This window comes from Streptomyces sp. RLB3-17, from assembly GCF_007113425.2.
GTDB lineage: Bacteria > Actinomycetota > Actinomycetes > Streptomycetales > Streptomycetaceae > Streptomyces > Streptomyces mirabilis_D.
This window is the reverse complement of sequence record NZ_CP041610.2, coordinates 2,101,803-2,116,574: the sequence shown is the minus strand read 5'-3', so window position 1 is coordinate 2,116,574 and position 14,772 is coordinate 2,101,803. Positions and strand designations below refer to the sequence as shown.

Sequence of the window (14,772 nt, the reverse complement as noted above, 5' to 3'; positions counted from 1 at the left end):
CCTGCCACTTCCCGGCGCTTCCCGCGGATGTCCGTCTGTCCGGCGCCGTATAGGGGAAGTAACCGCCTCCACGGTATCCGGCAGGAAAAAGAGCGGTGAAGGTGGGGTGGTGCAGGATAATCTATCGAGTCTCCCCTTGCGGGAAGGAACCTCGTTTACATACGGTGTGCATACGCGAGGTTCTCCCGTGGAGGGTGAGAGATGACGGAAATTCTTGTGCCAGTGGGTGTGGAGGAGCGGGTTCCTCCCGTGGGCAGGGTGGTGGAGCACCCGGCTTGGCCTGTGCTCAAGGATGCCGTGGAGCAGATCCGGCCCTGGCAGTCCAAGGACGGGTCGATCGACTTCGAGGCCGAGGGCGCCCCGGACACGGCCGATGCCGATCTGGCCGTACGCCGTGCCGTGGACGCCATCGAGCAGCTCGCCCCGCTGCTGCCGCACGACGCCGAGTACCACGAGGCGCTCGTGAAGGACCTGCGCCGCTGGGCCGACGGCGGCTTCCAGGTGCCCGACTTCCTGGACTCGCTGCTGGCCTTCCAGCCCGCCGCGCACCGCGAGGACGGCCTCCAGCACCTGGTCGTCTTCCCGATGTACACGCAGAACGGCAACCCGGACCGCAACTTCGAGGCGGTCGTGCTGCGGATGGTCTGGCCGGACTGGCTGGCGGAGCTGGAGCGCACCCGCTACGACAACCCGCTGTTCTGCGGCATCACCTTCGAGGACTTCACGGCGGGCTACGACACCAACTCGGCCGTTCTCTTCCCGGAGACGATCGCCGTGCGCGAGGCGCCGGAACGATTCTCCTGGGGCGGCATCTTCTGCGACCGCGAGGCCGCCCGCTTCCGCGCCGTCACCGACGCCGCCGTGGACGTCCTGGGCCTTCGGCTGCCCGAGGACATCGCCGCGATGGTCCACGACCAGGACCGCTGCGAGCAGGCCTTCGTGCTGTGGGACATGGTCCACGACCGCACCCACAGCCACGGCGACCTGCCGTTCGACCCGTTCATGATCAAGCAGCGCCAGCCGTTCTGGATGTACGGCCTCGAGGAGCTGCGCTGCGACCTCACCGCCTTCAAGGAGGCCGTGAAGCTGGAGGCCGAGGGCCACCAGCACGGCCGTGACGTGCAGTACGCGGTGCTCTTCGACCGGATGTTCCGCTTCCCGGTCACCGGCGACCGGGTCCGCAACTATGACGGTCTCGGCGGCCAGCTCCTGTTCGCCTACCTGCACCAGCACGACGTCGTCCGCTGGACCGACAACAAGCTGGACATCGACTGGCAGCGTGCCCCGCAGGTCACCAACCAGCTGTGCGCCGAGATCGAGGACCTCTACCGGGCCGGCATCGACCGCCCCAAGCTCGTCCACTGGTTCAAGGCGTACGAGCTCGTCTCCACCTACCTCGCCCCGCACCCCGGCTCCCGCTGGGCCAAGGGCCCGGACGCCCTCGATCTGTCCCAGCCGCCCCGTAAGCTCGTCGACGACGTGCTTCCGGACGAGTTTCCGCTGAGCATGTTCTATGAGGCGCTCTCCAAGAAACTGAAGAACGTGATCGCCTCCACCAAGGGCATCACCGCGACGAGCGCCGAGCGGGCCGCCGCGTGAGCGCTCGTACCGGGGATGTTCAGGAGGCGAAGGCGATGGCACAGGGAAACGGCAACGGACCTCTCAGCGGCGCGGTGATCGCGGTCGCCGGAGCGGGTGGACCCGCCGGGCGCGCGACGCTGGCCCGGCTCGCCGACGCGGGCGCGACCGTCATCGGATCGGACAACGATCCCGAGCGGCTCGCGGAGGCCGTGGACGCGGCCCGCTACGGGCACGGCGGCGCCACCGTCGTGGGCGACACGGTCGACCTGCTCGATCTCGAGTCGACCCGCGACTGGGCCGTCCGCATCGAGAAGGACTTCGGCCACGTCGACGGCCTGGTCCACCTGGTCGGCGGCTGGCGGGGCAGCGAGACCTTCACCAGGACCAGCCTCGACGACTGGGACTTCCTGGAGCTGCTGCTCATCCGCACGGTGCAGAACACGTCCCTCGCGTTCCACGAGGCGTTGCAGCGCAGCGACCGCGGCCGCTACCTCCTGATCAGCGCCGCCGGCGCGAGCAAGCCCACCGCGGGCAACGCCGCCTACTCCGCCGCCAAGGCCGCCGCCGAGGCGTGGACGCTGGCCATGGCCGACTACTTCCGCAAGGCAGGGGGCGAGCAGGGCGCGACGTCCGCGGCTGCCATCCTGGTGGTCAAGGCACTGGTGCACGACGCGATGCGCGCCGAGCGCCCGAACGCGAAGTTCGCGGGCTTCACGGACGTCGAGGATCTGGCCGAGGCCATCGCCGGCGTCTGGTCGCGGCCCGCCGGTGAAGTGAACGGAAACCGTCTGTGGCTGACCGAGAAGCCGTGAACCCTCCGAAGACCGACGCCCGGCGTCACCACGACCCGGCCGTCCGCGGCTTCGCCAGCGACAACTACGCGGGGGCCCACCCCGAGGTGCTCGCCGCCGTGGCCCTGGCCAACGGCGGGCACCAGGTCGCGTACGGCGAGGACGACTACACGGCGAACCTCCAGCAGATCATCCGCAGCCACTTCGGCGCCACCGCCGAGGCCTTCCCGGTCTTCAACGGGACCGGCGCGAACGTGGTCGCGCTCCAGGCGGTCACCGACCGCTGGGGCGCGGTGATCTGCGCGGAGAGCGCGCACATCAACGTCGACGAGGGCGGCGCCCCCGAGCGCATGGGCGGCCTCAAGCTGCTCACCCTGCCCACGCCCGACGGCAAGCTCACGCCCGAGCTGATCGACCGTCAGGCCTACGGCTGGGACGACGAGCACCGTGCGATGCCGCAGGTCGTCTCGATCACCCAGAGCACCGAACTGGGCACCCTCTACACGCCCGACGAGATCCGCGCGATCTGCGACCACGCCCACGCGCACGGTATGAAGGTGCACCTGGACGGGTCCCGGATAGCCAACGCGGCCGCCTCGCTGGACGTCCCCATGCGGACGTTCACCAACGCGGTCGGCGTCGACCTCCTGAGCCTCGGCGGGACGAAGAACGGCGCGTTGTACGGCGAGGCCGTCGTCGTCCTCAACCAGGACGCGGTCAGTCACATGAAGCACCTGCGCAAGCTGTCCATGCAGCTCGCCTCCAAGATGCGCTTCGTCTCCGTGCAGTTGGAGGCGCTGCTCGCCAAGGACCTGTGGCTGCGCAACGCCCGCCACTCCAACCAGATGGCCCAGCGGCTGGCCGAGGGCGTGCGCGCGGTGCACGGCGTGGAGATCCTCCACCCGGTCCAGGCCAACGCCGTCTTCGCGCGTCTCCCGCACGACGTGAGCGAGCGGCTCCAGAAGCGCTACCGCTTCTATTTCTGGGACGAGGCGGCGGGCGACGTCCGCTGGATGTGCTCCTTCGACACCACCGAGGACGACGTCGACGGTTTCGTGGCGGCGCTCAAGGAGGAGATGGCTCACTCGTAGCCCAGCACCAGCGCATGCATAGATATGCGGTAACCCGAAAAGTCATTGACTCTCGGGTGACCGCATTCCTATGCTCTCCGGGCATGGAGCTGATCCAGAACACCGCCGACCTGTCCGCCTACTTGGCCGCCGACGACGTCATTGACCATCATCATCCGCTCGTGCGGGAGACGGCCGCGCGGCTGGCCAAAGATGTCGTCGACTCGTATGCCTATGCGCGGGCGGCCTTCGAATTCGTGCGCGACGTCATTCCGCACTCGCAGGACTCCGGCGATCTTCGGGTCACCTGGCGTGCCTCCGACGTGCTGGAGCGGCGCACCGGCATCTGCTACGCGAAGGCCCACGCCCTGGCCGCGCTGCTGCGGGCCGAGGACATCCCGACGGCGTTCTGCTACCAGAAGTTCGACGAGGTGCACGGGCTCGTCGCCGTGCGGTTCGACGGCGCCTGGCACCGGCAGGACCCCCGAGGCAACAAGCCGGGCGTGGACGCCCAGTTCTCCCTGGACGGCGAGCGGCTGGCCTTCACGCCCGACCCCGAGTTCGATGAGCTCGACTATCCGGTCCTGTACGCCGAACCTCACCCGGTCGTGCTGAGCGTCCTCAAGGCCGCCCCCGACCGGCCGCACCTCTGGAAGACGCTTCCCGCCGCACTCTGAGACCGGCCGCCCAACACCCGGACACGGGCGGGGTGGTGCGGTGCGACGGGGCCGAACTCGCGGCGCTGCCGGAGAAGTTCAGCCCCGGGGCGCGGATCGCCGTCCACGCCCCGGCGTGACGATTCAGCGGGCCTCGGCCGCCTTGACCTCTTCGGGGGTCGGCGCCGTGCCGCCGAGGTGCGCGGGCATCCACCAGGTGTCGTCCGGGCCCTTGGGGCGGACCGGATAGGCGCGCTGCGCGGCCTCCAGCAGCTCCTGGACGCGCTCGCGCAGCCGCCGGGTGATGGCGCCTGCGTACTGGTCCTGCGGCGCCTCCACCGGTTCGCCGACCCGGATGGTGATCGGCGTGTGGCTGCGCTTGAAGTTGCGCGGGTGGCCCTTGGTCCACAGCCGCTGGGTGCCCCACAGGGCCATCGGGATCAGCGGCACGCCGGCCTCCTGGGCCATGCGCGCGGCACCCGACTTGAAGCTCTTCAGGGTGAAGGACTGGGAGATGGTCGCTTCGGGGAAGACGCCCACGATCTCGCCGGACCGCAGTGAATCCAGCGCGTGCTGATACGCCGTCTCGCCCTGCTTGCGGTCCACCGGGATGTGCTTCATGCCCCGCATCAGCGGACCGGAGATCTTGTGCCGGAAGACCGACTCCTTCGCCATGAAACGCACCAGGCGCTTCTGCGGCAGGGTGGCCAGACCGTCGAAGATGAAGTCCAGATAACTGATGTGGTTGCTGACCAGCACGGCGCCGCCCGAGCGCGGAATGTTCTCCGATCCCTTGCAGTCGATCTTGAGGTCCCAGGCCTTGAACAACACTTGGGCGAGACCGACGACGGGACGGTAGACAAGCTCTGCCATGGACGGGGTGGACCCTTTCTCTCTGCTCGGGAAGGGGTCTCCCGGCGGGAAAGTTACGCAGCCGTAGGTTTACGGCATTGCGCAGATCGTGCCCCAAGAACGGACGAGTGGCCAGTCCCAGTGCCGCGATGCGGCGAGATCCTCGTCACGTGTCCCCTGATCGACCTCGGACTTCTCACTCACCGTCACTGGGCGCGTACCGTCATCCGACGTACGAGCAGGTACATCTCGCAGCCCAGGCAGTACCCGAACGCCGAGTTGAGGAACGCGGCCGCCAGCGCGCAGCCGGTCGCGGCGAACCCCAGCCAGTCGGGCCCCGCCGTGAAACCGATCAGCCCCACCACGGCGAACACGAGCCCGACGGCCTGCGCGAACTGCGGCGGCTGCGGCGACTCGAACTGTGCGGGCGGCCCGAGTCGGGGGCGTACGACCTTCCGGAACAGCCAGCCGTACGGAGAGCGCGCCACGCCGCCCGAGGCGCCCAGCGCGAACGCCAGTACCTGCCAGGCCAACAGCCAGGTGCTGCTGGTGATCAGAACGGCCGCCAGTACGACGGTCGTCACGGCCGCACCGAACCGCGGTCCTCTTGCGTCAATGTCCATGAATCAAGCATTCCGTATGAACGGCGGTCCGTGGACCCGGGAATCTTTGCGGTCTCGTGAATGCTTGTGCTGAAGATGACCGGACTTGTGGTGTGCGTGGTGGTGCTCGCGGCGGCGAGCGCGTTCGGAGTGCTGCAACGGCGGCGGAACGGGAGGGTGAGAGTGCGCGGGCGTGACGGTGGAAAGCGGCTCGGCGCGGCGGAGTTGGGGGAGGGGCTCGGTGAACGGGCCACGCTCGTCCAGTTCTCCAGCGCTTTCTGTGCTCCGTGCCGGGCCACCCGGCGGGTGCTCACCGAGGTGGCCGGGATGGTCCCGGGCGTGCACCACGTGGAGATCGACGCCGAGGACCGCCTCGAACTCGTCCGCGAGCTCGAGATCCTCAAGACCCCGACCGTGCTCGTCCTCGACGCCGACGGACGGATCGTGCGGCGCGCGACCGGACAGCCGCGCAAGGCGGATGTGATCGCGGCGCTGGGAGAGGCCGTCTGACTCGTGGCGATCATGGTGAGGCATCTCGCAGATGACCGGACGTACTTGACTGCACGCACCACCTATCGTCAACCTGACCGTATGCCCCCGGAACTCCTTCTCTTCGAGCGCGTCCACGTGGACCTGGCCCGCACCGCGAGTGCGCGCTGTCCGGTCTGTTGAGCACCGACGGATCTGCTCTTCACCACTCGCAGAAGGACGACTCCATGACGGCCACGCCCGACCTGGACACTTTTCGGCTCGCCTCTCCCGATGCGCAACCCGCCTCACCCGACCTCCTGCGCTCCGTCTTCCGGCAGCACGCGGCCGGTGTCGCCGTGATCACGGCGCAGGGCCACTCGGGTCCTGTGGGCTTCACCGCCACCTCGCTCAGCTCGGTCTCCGCCGAGCCCCCGATCGTCTCCTTCGGCATCGGTGTCGGCGCCTCCAGCTGGCCCGCGATCTCCGAGTCCGAGCACGTCGGCATCCACATACTCGGCGAGCACCAGCAGGAACTCGCCGCCACCTTCGCCCGCAGCGGCGCCGACCGCTTCGGCGCGCCCACCCGTTGGCGCGAGGGCCCGGAAGGTGTTCCCGTCCTCGACGGCGTACTGGCCTGGCTCGTCTGCCGGGTCGCGGCGCGGGTGCCGGCCGGGGATCATCGCATCGTGCTGGCCGAGGTCGTCCTCGGTGATCCGTCCGGCGCGGGCCGCCCGCTGCTGTACCACCAGGGACGCTTCAACGGCCTGCGCGACTGAAGCTACTCGCCGGTCCTACCGGTGAGTCCTACTCGTCGGTTACGCAGCGTTGCCAAGGTCACAGTTCAAAGCGCTTGCTTAGTGGGCAGGAACTGGGTGTACTGACGAGTAATATTTCGTTCGGAGCGCGGGCCGCCCCGACCGGGATCGGCCGCTTCAGGCGCCTATGCTGCCTGAAAGAAGGCAGCCCAGAAATGACGATGCAGTAGGAGAGCCGGCGTGAGCTTGAGGATCGTTGTCACTGTGAAGTACGTGCCCGACGCCACTGGCGACCGGCACTTCGCCGATGACCTGACCGTGGACCGTGACGACGTGGACGGTCTGCTCTCGGAGCTCGACGAATACGCGGTGGAGCAGGCGCTGCAGATCGCCGACGAAGCGGACGACGCCGAGATCACCGTGCTGACCGTCGGCCCCGAGGACGCCAAGGACGCGCTGCGCAAGGCGCTTTCCATGGGCGCGGACAAGGCCATCCACGTCGAGGACGACGACCTGCACGGCACCGACGCGATCGGTACGTCGCTGGTGCTCGCCAAGGCGATCGAGAAGGCCGGCTACGACCTGGTCATCTCCGGCATGGCCTCGACCGATGGCACCGCCGGTATCGTCCCCGCCCTGCTGGCCGAGCGCCTGGGCGTACCGCAGGTCACGCTGCTCTCCGAGGTCTCCGTCGAGGACGGTGTCGTCAAGGGCCGCCGTGACGGCGACAGCGCCTCCGAGCAGCTGGAGGCCTCCCTCCCGGCCGTCGTGTCGGTGACCGACCAGTCGGGTGAGGCGCGTTACCCCTCCTTCAAGGGCATCATGGCCGCCAAGAAGAAGCCGGTGGAGTCCTGGGACCTGGAGGACCTGGAGATCGAGGCGGACGAGGTCGGTCTCGAGGGCGCCTGGACCAAGGTCGACTCCGCGACCGAGCGCCCGGCGCGCACGGCCGGCACGATCGTCAAGGACGAGGGCGAGGGCGGCAAGCAGCTCGCCGAGTTCCTCGCGGGCCAGAAGTTCATCTAAACGCCCGTTCGAGGCTCGCTGAACCTCCACTCGCTGACCGCCCCTCATCTTTCGTAAGCAGGAGAGAAGAAGTCCCATGGCTGAAGTTCTCGTCTACGTCGACCACGTGGACGGCGCCGTCCGCAAGCCCACCCTGGAGCTGCTGACGCTGGCCCGCCGCATCGGTGAGCCCGTCGCCGTCGCCCTCGGCTCCGGCGCCGAGGCCACCGCCCCCGCGCTCGCCGAGCACGGCGCGGTCAAGGTCCTCACGCACGACGCCGCCGAGTACGCCGACTACCTGGTCGTCCCGAAGGTGGACGCGCTCCAGGCCGCGTACGAGGCCGTTTCCCCGGCCGCCGTGCTCGTCCCGTCCTCCGCCGAGGGCAAGGAGATCGCGGCGCGCCTCGCGGTCCGCATCGGCTCCGGCATCATCACGGACGCGACCGACCTGGAGGCCGACGACGAGGGCCCGGTGGCCACGCAGTCCGCGTTCGCCGCCTCCTTCACCACCAAGTCCCGTGTCGCCAAGGGCACCCCGGTCATCACGGTCAAGCCGAACTCGGCCCCCGTGGAGGCCGCCCCGGCCGCGGGCGCCGTCGAGGCCCTCGCGGTCTCCTTCTCCGAGAAGGCCACCGGCACCAAGGTCACCGCGCGTACGCCGCGCGAGTCGACCGGCCGCCCCGAGCTGACCGAGGCCGCGATCGTGGTCTCCGGCGGCCGTGGTGTCAACGGCGCGGAGAACTTCTCGATCATCGAGAACCTCGCCGACTCGCTCGGTGCCGCCGTGGGTGCCTCGCGTGCCGCGGTCGACGCTGGCTGGTACCCGCACACCAACCAGGTCGGCCAGACCGGCAAGTCCGTCTCGCCGCAGCTGTACATCGCCTCCGGCATCTCCGGCGCGATCCAGCACCGCGCCGGTATGCAGACGTCGAAGACGATCGTGGCGATCAACAAGGACGCCGAGGCGCCCATCTTCGACCTGGTCGACTACGGCGTGGTCGGCGACCTCTTCGAGGTCGTCCCGCAGCTCACCGAGGAGATCAAGACCCGCAAGGGCTGATCGAGTCCGGCTCCGGCCGTACGAGGCCCCTGTGACCGCCCGCGCGGTCACGGGGGCCTCGCTCATGCCAGGCTCAGCCAGGCCTGCACGGGCAGATGGTCGCTCGGGAACTGGCCGTCCACCGAGAAGGTGTTGACGGCCGCCCGGTGCACGGTCACCCCGGGGCCCACCAGGATCCAGTCGATACGGTCGCCGTCCGGCGTCAACGGCTGGTAGCCGTGGAAGGTCCCGTAGAGCGTGCCGCGCTCGGCCGCCGTGTCCCAGGTGTCGACGAGCCCGGCGCCCAGCATCGCCTCGTACACCGGGTTCTGGTGGGCGACGGCATTGAAGTCGCCGGTCACGACGAGCGGCAGAGCGCGGTCGAAGCGTGCGATGCGTTCGGAAATCAGACTCGCGGCACGCAGGCGTGCGTACTGACTCGCGTGGTCCAGATGGGTGTTGAGCACGTAGAACTCCCGTGCGTCCCGCAGATCGCGGAAGCGGACCCAGGTGACGATGCGCGGGAAGGCGGCGCCCCAGGTGTTCGAGCCGATCAGCTCGGGGGTGTCGGAGAGCCAGAAGCTGTCGTGCTCGACCGGTGCCAGCCGACGGGTGTCGAAGAAGATCGCCACCGCCTCGTCGTGGCTGCCGCCCACGCGGCCCGTGCCGATCCAGTCGTAGTGCGGTCCGAGGTCGGAATCGATGTCACGCAGTTGCTGGTAGATGCCCTCCTGGGTGCCGATGACGTGGGGCGCCTCCCGGCGTAACAGCTCGCGCATCACCGGGCGGCGCACGGCCCAGCTGTTGGGCTCGGCGGTGCTCGCGAAGCGCAGGTTGAACGTCATGACCTCCAGACGGTGGCCGCCGCGCCGGCTGGCGGAGGCGGACGCCGTGGTGAGCAGGGGTAGGGCGACCGCGGCGGCCACCACCGTCCGCAGACCCATGCGTCGCGTCACTCTGAGGGTGTTCGACATGTGTGATCCCCTCCCCTCGGGGCCAGCATGAGGGGTGTGCCCCGCGACGCGAAAGAAGGCGTGGGGCAGGAGCGCACATGACGGACCACGCCGTGGACAGGTGTTGACCATCAGGAAGGGCCATGGATAACTTCGCTCTACGGATTGTTGATTCCGTGGAGCGGAAAACTGGAGGGTGTGGGATGGGTCAGGGCCAGCAGGAGAACGTGGCGACGAGCCTCGCGGGCGCCGTCAGCGAGGAGATCAGCGCCTCCCTCGCCCCGGTCGACGCCGAACTGGCGCGGCGTTACCCCGGAGACCCCGGCACCCGGCAGCCCGTCCACACCGTGTACGTCCCCGGCGACGTGTTCGCCGCCGACACCATCCGCTCCTGGGGCGACCGGGCCCTCGCCGCCCTCGACGAGCACGCCCCCGACGCCGCGTCCTTCGCCGCCGTCCTCGGCCTCACCGACGACCTCGCCGAGCCCGTGTACGACCGCGTACGCGCCAAGCTGGAGCGCGAGCCGATCGAGGACCTGCGGGTCGACTTCGAGGACGGCTACGGCCCGCGCCCGGACGCCGAGGAGGACGAGGCGGCGGCCCGCGCGGCCCGTCTGATCGCCGAGGCGTACGAGAACGGCACGGCCGCCCCGTACATGGGCATCCGCATGAAGTGCATGGAGGCGCCGGTACGAGACCGGGGCATCCGCACGCTCGACATCTTCCTGACGGGCCTGATGGAGTCGGGGGGCCTGCCCTCGGGGCTCGTGCTGACGCTGCCCAAGGTGACGTACGCCGAGCAGGTCACCGCGATGGTCCGGCTCCTGGAGGAGTTCGAGAAGGCGCGCGGCCTGGAGCCCGGCCGCATCGGCTTCGAGATCCAGATCGAGACCAGCCAGTCCATCCTCGCGACCGACGGCACCGCGACCGTCGCCCGGATGATCCAGGCCGCCGAGGGCCGCGCCACCGGACTGCACTACGGCACCTTCGACTACAGCGCCTGCCTCGGCGTCAGCGCCGCCTACCAGGCCAGCGACCATCCGGCCGCCGACCACGCCAAGGCGATCATGCAGGTCGCGGCCGCCGGCACCGGCGTACGCGTATCGGACGGCTCGACCAACGTGCTGCCGATCGGTCCCACCGAGAAGGTCCACGACGCCTGGCGTCTCCACTACGGCCTCACCCGCCGCGCCCTGGCCCGCGCCTACTACCAGGGCTGGGACATGCACCCCGGCCACATCCCGACCCGCTACGCCGCCGTCTTCGCCTTCTACCGCGAGGGCTTCGAACAGGCGGCCGCCCGCCTCTCCCGCTACGCCAACCACACCGACGGCGACGTCATGGACGAGCCCGCCACCGCCAAGGCCCTCAGCGGCTACCTCCTGCGCGGCCTGGACTGCGGTGCCCTCGACATCGCGGAGGTGGCGCGGGTGACGGGCCTGACGAGGGCCGACCTGGAGGGTTTCGCGGTGCCGAGGCGCGGTGACCTGACCATCTCGGCGAAGTAGAGCGCCCCGAAAGGGGCGCGGGGAACTGCGCGAGCAGCCACATCAGGCCCGCACTGTGACGACGGATCGTCTACGCGTACCTCTCAAGCCCGGAAGTAATGGTGAGCCCCTCCGAGGCGAACAGCCGGGTCCCCAGTGCGCAGAGCGCGGCGTCGCCGCGAGCCCGCGCGCAGAACTCCTCCGGCGTCTCCCCGAACAGCTCCCGCAGCCGCGCCGACCCGGCGAGGAGCGAGGCGAGCAGCGGGCGCTCGCCGGGGTGCGGGCGAGGTGTCCCGGAGCCGTTGTGGAGAACCCCGCGGCGGTTGACGTACACATGGGCACCCGGCAGGAGCTCACCGGAGTCCAACTCGATCCGCACGTCGGAGGCGGGCAGCCACGCCCGGCCGTACGCCCCCTCGGCCACCGGAACGCCCTCACTCGCGTCCACCACCGCGAGCTGCGCCGCGTCCAGCCACGTCAGGAACACCTCGCCGACGGCGCCCGGCGCGTGGAAGGGCGACGCGGACACGTACCCCATCACACTGACATGGGCCGAGACGCCGACCCCGAGGCCGAGGACCCGCGTCCTCACCATCGGGATCGTGCCCGACACCCCGGACTGCGCCATCTTGTGCCGGAGTTGGGCCGGGCAGGCGTTGGAGCCGACCGCGAGGACCGGGACGCGGTCCTCGTACACCCTGCGTGTGAGCGGCAACAGCCGGTCCCCGTCGAGGAGTACGGACTCCTCGGGCCGGGCGCCCGGGTAGCTCAGCGGGTGCTCGCGGGGTGCCTCGGCGAGGCCGAGCGCTTCGAGGGTGCGCGGGTCCGGCTCGGCCACGGCTCAGTCCGCGGGCGGCAGTTCGCCCGAGCCGCGGGTGATCAGACGGGTCGGGAGTTCGATGCGCTCCGGGGTGATGAGGCTGCCCTCCAGCTGGCGGAAGAGGCGTTCGGCGGCGGTACGGCCGAGGGTGGCGGCGTCCTGGGCGACGACGGTGACGCCGGGCTCGAGGAGGTCGGCGAGCTCGATGTCGTCGAAGCCGACGAGGGCGACGGGCCTGCCGCGCTCGGCGATGACACGGACGACCGTGACGGTGACGCGGTTGTTGCCGGCGAAGACCGCCGTGACGGGGGAGGGACCGGACAGCATGTCCTCGGCCGCCTTGCGCACCCGCTGCGGGTCGGTGACGCCCAGGGACATCCAGTCGTCCTCGACGGGTATGCCCGCCTCCTCCATGGCCGCCCGGTAGCCGCGCAGCCGCTCGGCGGCGGTGTGGATGCGCGGCATGTCGCCGATGAAGCCGATCCGGCGGTGGCCGTGGGCGATCAGGTGGGCGACGCCGTCGCGGGCCCCGCCGAAGCTGTCGGACAGCACCACGTCGGCGTCGATCTGTCCCGCCGGGCGGTCCACGAACACCGTGGCGACGCCCGCCTTGATCTCGGGCTCCAGATAGCGGTGGTCGTCACCGGCCGGGATGATCACCAGCCCGTCCACGCGGCGTGCGCACAGGGCGAGAACCAGCTCCTGTTCGCGGTCCGGGTCCTCGGCGCTGGAGCCGTTGATGAGCAGCGCGCCGTGGGCGCGGGCCACCTCCTCGACCGCGCGGCTGAGGGGACCGTAGAAGGGGTCGGCGAGGTCCTCCAGGACGAGGCCGATGCTCGCGGTGCGGCCCTTGCGCAGCACCCGGGCGCTGTCGTTGCGGCGGAAGCCCAGCGCGTCGATGGCCTCCTGGACGCGGCGCTCGGTGTCCGGAGTGACTCCGGGCTCACCGTTGACGACACGCGAGACCGTCTTGAGGCCCACCCCGGCTCGTGCCGCCACGTCCTTCATGGTCGGACGGTTGCCGTAGCGGTTCTCGGATCGGCGGGCGGTCTCTGCCACGATGCGCTGTCCTGTCCTGTCGTCCACGGTTCCCGTCGTCCACGCGGCGGTCCCTGTCGGCCACGGGTCCTGTTGTCCACGGGGGTGCGTCGGTCCATGGGGTTGTATGAGGATGTGGCGTCGAGCATAGAGCCTGGACAACGTTGTCAGATGCGGGAGACACTGTCCACCGCATTCTCCGGCCTGCGCCCCCCATCGCGAGACCGGTCTGCCCCTTTCACCAGGTTCACCGGGAGAACTGACACTGATGCACACCGACCTCGTGGCTGCGCTCGACATCGGCGGCACCAAGATCGCCGGAGCGCTGGTGGACGGCCGCGGCCGCATTCTTCTGCGCGCGCAGCGCGCGACGCCCGCGCAGGAGGACGGCGACACCGTGATGGGGGCCGTCGAGGAGGTGCTCGGCGAGCTGACCGGGTCACCGCTGTGGAGTCGGGCGGGGACCGTCGGCATCGGCAGCGCGGGGCCGGTGGACGCCTCCGCGGGCACGGTGAGTCCGGTGAACGTGGCGGGCTGGCGCGACTACCCGCTCGTCGAGCGGGTCCGCGCGGCGACCGGGGGCCTGCCGGTCGAGCTGATCGGCGACGGGGTGGCCATCACGGCCGCCGAGCACTGGCAGGGTGCGGCGCGCGGCCATGACAACGCCCTGTGCATGGTGGTCTCGACGGGGGTCGGGGGCGGGCTGGTCCTGAACGGTCAGCTCCACCCCGGTCCCACGGGCAACGCGGGCCACATCGGGCACATCAGCGTGGACCTCGACGGTGACCCCTGCCCGTGCGGTTCGCGCGGCTGTGTGGAGCGCATCGCGAGCGGTCCGAACATCGCGCGGCGGGCGCTGGACGGCGGCTGGCGGCCGGGGCCCGACGGTGACACCTCGGCCGCCGCGGTGGCCGCCGCCGCGCGCGAGGGCGACCCGGTGGCGGTGGCCTCGTTCGCACGCGCGGCGAAGGCGCTGGCGGCGGGCATCGCGGCGACCGCGACCCTCGTCGAGATCGACATCGCCGTCATCGGCGGGGGAGTGGGCAAGGCCGGGGACGTGCTCTTCGAGCCGCTCCGCAAGGCGCTGGCCGACTACGCCACCCTGTCCTTCGTGCGGCGGCTGACCGTGGCGCCCGCGCTGATGGGCACGGACGCCGGTCTGGTCGGCGCGGCGGCGGCCGCGCTCAGCAGGCAGCCGAGCACGACCGCGGAGCGGGTCGCGGGCTGAGCGCCGCCCCGAGCCGCGGCTGATCGGCCGGGGCCTGGGTCGGCCCGCCGGGTCGGGGGCCGATGGCCCGAGCCGGTCGGCTGAGCGGGCGTGCTCCGCGGTTCGCGTGTCCGGGCCGGGCGTGCTGACCGGAGGTGCGGGTGATGCGTCAGGGGTGCCGACCGAGGCGCGGGTGACGCGTCGGGCGTGCCGACCGGAGGTGCGGGTGATGCGCCGGGTGTGCCGACCGGAGGTGCGGGTGATCCGCCGGGGGTGAGGGAGCGCGGTCGCGGCCCGAGCCGTGACCGGGCCTGCGGTCCGGGACCGACGCCCCCTGCGGGGAACCTGCTTGGGCCAAGTCCTACAGGCGCGGTCGGCTCGGCCCCGGTCGTGCCGAGCACTTCGGCTGCCGGCGGAGTGTCCTGGGCGGAGTGTCCGGGCGGGG

At 70.5% G+C, this 14,772-nt stretch carries 15 protein-coding genes; 10 read left to right on the top strand and 5 right to left on the bottom strand.

From position 1 onward, the window contains the following. Window positions 1–201: 201 nt before the first annotated feature. The 4 genes from FNV62_RS09985 to FNV62_RS09970 all read left to right on the top strand — a co-directional run bounded on the left by FNV62_RS09985 (window position 202) and on the right by FNV62_RS09970 (window position 4,119). On the top strand, window positions 202–1,599 hold the full coding sequence (locus FNV62_RS09985; RefSeq protein ID WP_144315110.1) for a DUF6421 family protein: 1,398 nt from the start codon (window positions 202–204) through the stop codon (window positions 1,597–1,599). A gap of 35 nt (window positions 1,600–1,634) precedes the next feature. Beyond that, entirely contained in the window at window positions 1,635–2,393 is a 759-nt protein-coding gene (locus FNV62_RS09980) for an SDR family oxidoreductase (protein WP_097283618.1), read from the top strand. Beyond that, on the top strand, window positions 2,390–3,463 hold the full coding sequence (locus FNV62_RS09975; RefSeq protein WP_144315108.1) for a threonine aldolase family protein: 1,074 nt from the start codon (window positions 2,390–2,392) through the stop codon (window positions 3,461–3,463). The genes FNV62_RS09980 and FNV62_RS09975 overlap by 4 nt, the downstream gene beginning before the upstream one ends. A gap of 83 nt (window positions 3,464–3,546) precedes the next feature. Then, window positions 3,547–4,119: a transglutaminase domain-containing protein gene (locus FNV62_RS09970; protein ID WP_143600731.1), complete on the top strand. Its 573-nt coding sequence runs from the start codon at window positions 3,547–3,549 to the stop codon at window positions 4,117–4,119. Between the two features lie 123 nt (window positions 4,120–4,242). On the opposite strand, the gene FNV62_RS09960 is transcribed toward FNV62_RS09970, so the two are convergent. After that, window positions 4,243–4,971 carry a lysophospholipid acyltransferase family protein gene (locus tag FNV62_RS09960; protein ID WP_075025534.1) on the bottom strand — a complete coding sequence of 243 codons (729 nt, stop codon included), beginning with the start codon at window positions 4,969–4,971 and terminating at the stop codon, window positions 4,243–4,245. A 185-nt stretch (window positions 4,972–5,156) separates the two neighbouring features. Then, entirely contained in the window at window positions 5,157–5,573 is a 417-nt protein-coding gene (locus FNV62_RS09955) for a DUF4395 domain-containing protein (protein WP_143600729.1), read from the bottom strand. Between the two features lie 75 nt (window positions 5,574–5,648). Between FNV62_RS09955 and FNV62_RS09950 the strand changes: the two genes are divergently transcribed. From FNV62_RS09950 to FNV62_RS09935, 4 genes are all read left to right on the top strand, one after another. Then, a complete protein-coding gene (locus FNV62_RS09950; RefSeq protein ID WP_075026039.1) occupies window positions 5,649–6,062 on the top strand; it encodes a TlpA family protein disulfide reductase in 414 nt (137 codons plus the stop codon). Window positions 6,063–6,268: 206 nt separating this feature from the next. Next, complete coding sequence (locus tag FNV62_RS09945) at window positions 6,269–6,799, top strand: flavin reductase family protein (RefSeq protein ID WP_143600727.1); 531 nt, start codon at window positions 6,269–6,271, stop codon at window positions 6,797–6,799. Between the two features lie 219 nt (window positions 6,800–7,018). After that, window positions 7,019–7,804, top strand: coding sequence for an electron transfer flavoprotein subunit beta/FixA family protein (locus FNV62_RS09940; protein ID WP_054228809.1), 786 nt, complete (start codon window positions 7,019–7,021; stop codon window positions 7,802–7,804). Between the two features lie 76 nt (window positions 7,805–7,880). Beyond that, on the top strand, window positions 7,881–8,843 hold the full coding sequence (locus FNV62_RS09935) for an electron transfer flavoprotein subunit alpha/FixB family protein (RefSeq protein ID WP_144315106.1): 963 nt from the start codon (window positions 7,881–7,883) through the stop codon (window positions 8,841–8,843). Window positions 8,844–8,905: 62 nt separating this feature from the next. On the opposite strand, the gene FNV62_RS09930 is transcribed toward FNV62_RS09935, so the two are convergent. After that, window positions 8,906–9,796: an endonuclease/exonuclease/phosphatase family protein gene (locus FNV62_RS09930; protein WP_097283614.1), complete on the bottom strand. Its 891-nt coding sequence runs from the start codon at window positions 9,794–9,796 to the stop codon at window positions 8,906–8,908. Between the two features lie 182 nt (window positions 9,797–9,978). Between FNV62_RS09930 and FNV62_RS09925 the strand changes: the two genes are divergently transcribed. Continuing rightward, window positions 9,979–11,283, top strand: a complete 1,305-nt coding sequence (locus FNV62_RS09925) for a DUF6986 family protein (protein ID WP_097283613.1) — start codon at window positions 9,979–9,981, stop codon at window positions 11,281–11,283. 70 nt (window positions 11,284–11,353) lie between these two features. Here FNV62_RS09925 and FNV62_RS09920 read toward each other — a convergent pair whose 3' ends face one another. Together FNV62_RS09920 and FNV62_RS09915 are read right to left on the bottom strand one after the other, a co-directional pair. Then, a complete protein-coding gene (locus FNV62_RS09920; RefSeq protein WP_144315104.1) occupies window positions 11,354–12,100 on the bottom strand; it encodes a hypothetical protein in 747 nt (248 codons plus the stop codon). 3 nt (window positions 12,101–12,103) lie between these two features. Continuing rightward, the gene (locus tag FNV62_RS09915) at window positions 12,104–13,168 is read right to left on the bottom strand and encodes a LacI family DNA-binding transcriptional regulator (protein ID WP_054228804.1); all 1,065 of its coding nucleotides are present in this window, start codon (window positions 13,166–13,168) and stop codon (window positions 12,104–12,106) included. 220 nt (window positions 13,169–13,388) lie between these two features. On the opposite strand from FNV62_RS09915, the gene FNV62_RS09910 reads away from it, so the two are divergent. Then, window positions 13,389–14,348, top strand: a complete 960-nt coding sequence (locus FNV62_RS09910; RefSeq protein WP_097283611.1) for an ROK family protein — start codon at window positions 13,389–13,391, stop codon at window positions 14,346–14,348. The last annotated feature ends 424 nt before the right edge of the window (window positions 14,349–14,772 follow it).

Bases quoted from the DNA above. Each gene is read 5' to 3' on its own strand.
- FNV62_RS09985 (WP_144315110.1), top strand. From the start codon at position 202: ATGACGGAAATTCTTGTGCCAGTGGGTGTGGAGGAGCGGGTTCCTCCC.
- FNV62_RS09980 (WP_097283618.1), top strand. From the start codon at position 1,635: ATGGCACAGGGAAACGGCAACGGACCTCTCAGCGGCGCGGTGATCGCG.
- FNV62_RS09970 (WP_143600731.1), top strand. From the start codon at position 3,547: ATGGAGCTGATCCAGAACACCGCCGACCTGTCCGCCTACTTGGCCGCC.
- FNV62_RS09960 (WP_075025534.1), bottom strand. From the start codon at position 4,971: ATGGCAGAGCTTGTCTACCGTCCCGTCGTCGGTCTCGCCCAAGTGTTG.
- FNV62_RS09955 (WP_143600729.1), bottom strand. From the start codon at position 5,573: ATGGACATTGACGCAAGAGGACCGCGGTTCGGTGCGGCCGTGACGACC.
- FNV62_RS09950 (WP_075026039.1), top strand. From the start codon at position 5,649: ATGACCGGACTTGTGGTGTGCGTGGTGGTGCTCGCGGCGGCGAGCGCG.
- FNV62_RS09945 (WP_143600727.1), top strand. From the start codon at position 6,269: ATGACGGCCACGCCCGACCTGGACACTTTTCGGCTCGCCTCTCCCGAT.
- FNV62_RS09935 (WP_144315106.1), top strand. From the start codon at position 7,881: ATGGCTGAAGTTCTCGTCTACGTCGACCACGTGGACGGCGCCGTCCGC.
- FNV62_RS09930 (WP_097283614.1), bottom strand. From the start codon at position 9,796: ATGTCGAACACCCTCAGAGTGACGCGACGCATGGGTCTGCGGACGGTG.
- FNV62_RS09925 (WP_097283613.1), top strand. From the start codon at position 9,979: ATGGGTCAGGGCCAGCAGGAGAACGTGGCGACGAGCCTCGCGGGCGCC.
- FNV62_RS09910 (WP_097283611.1), top strand. From the start codon at position 13,389: ATGCACACCGACCTCGTGGCTGCGCTCGACATCGGCGGCACCAAGATC.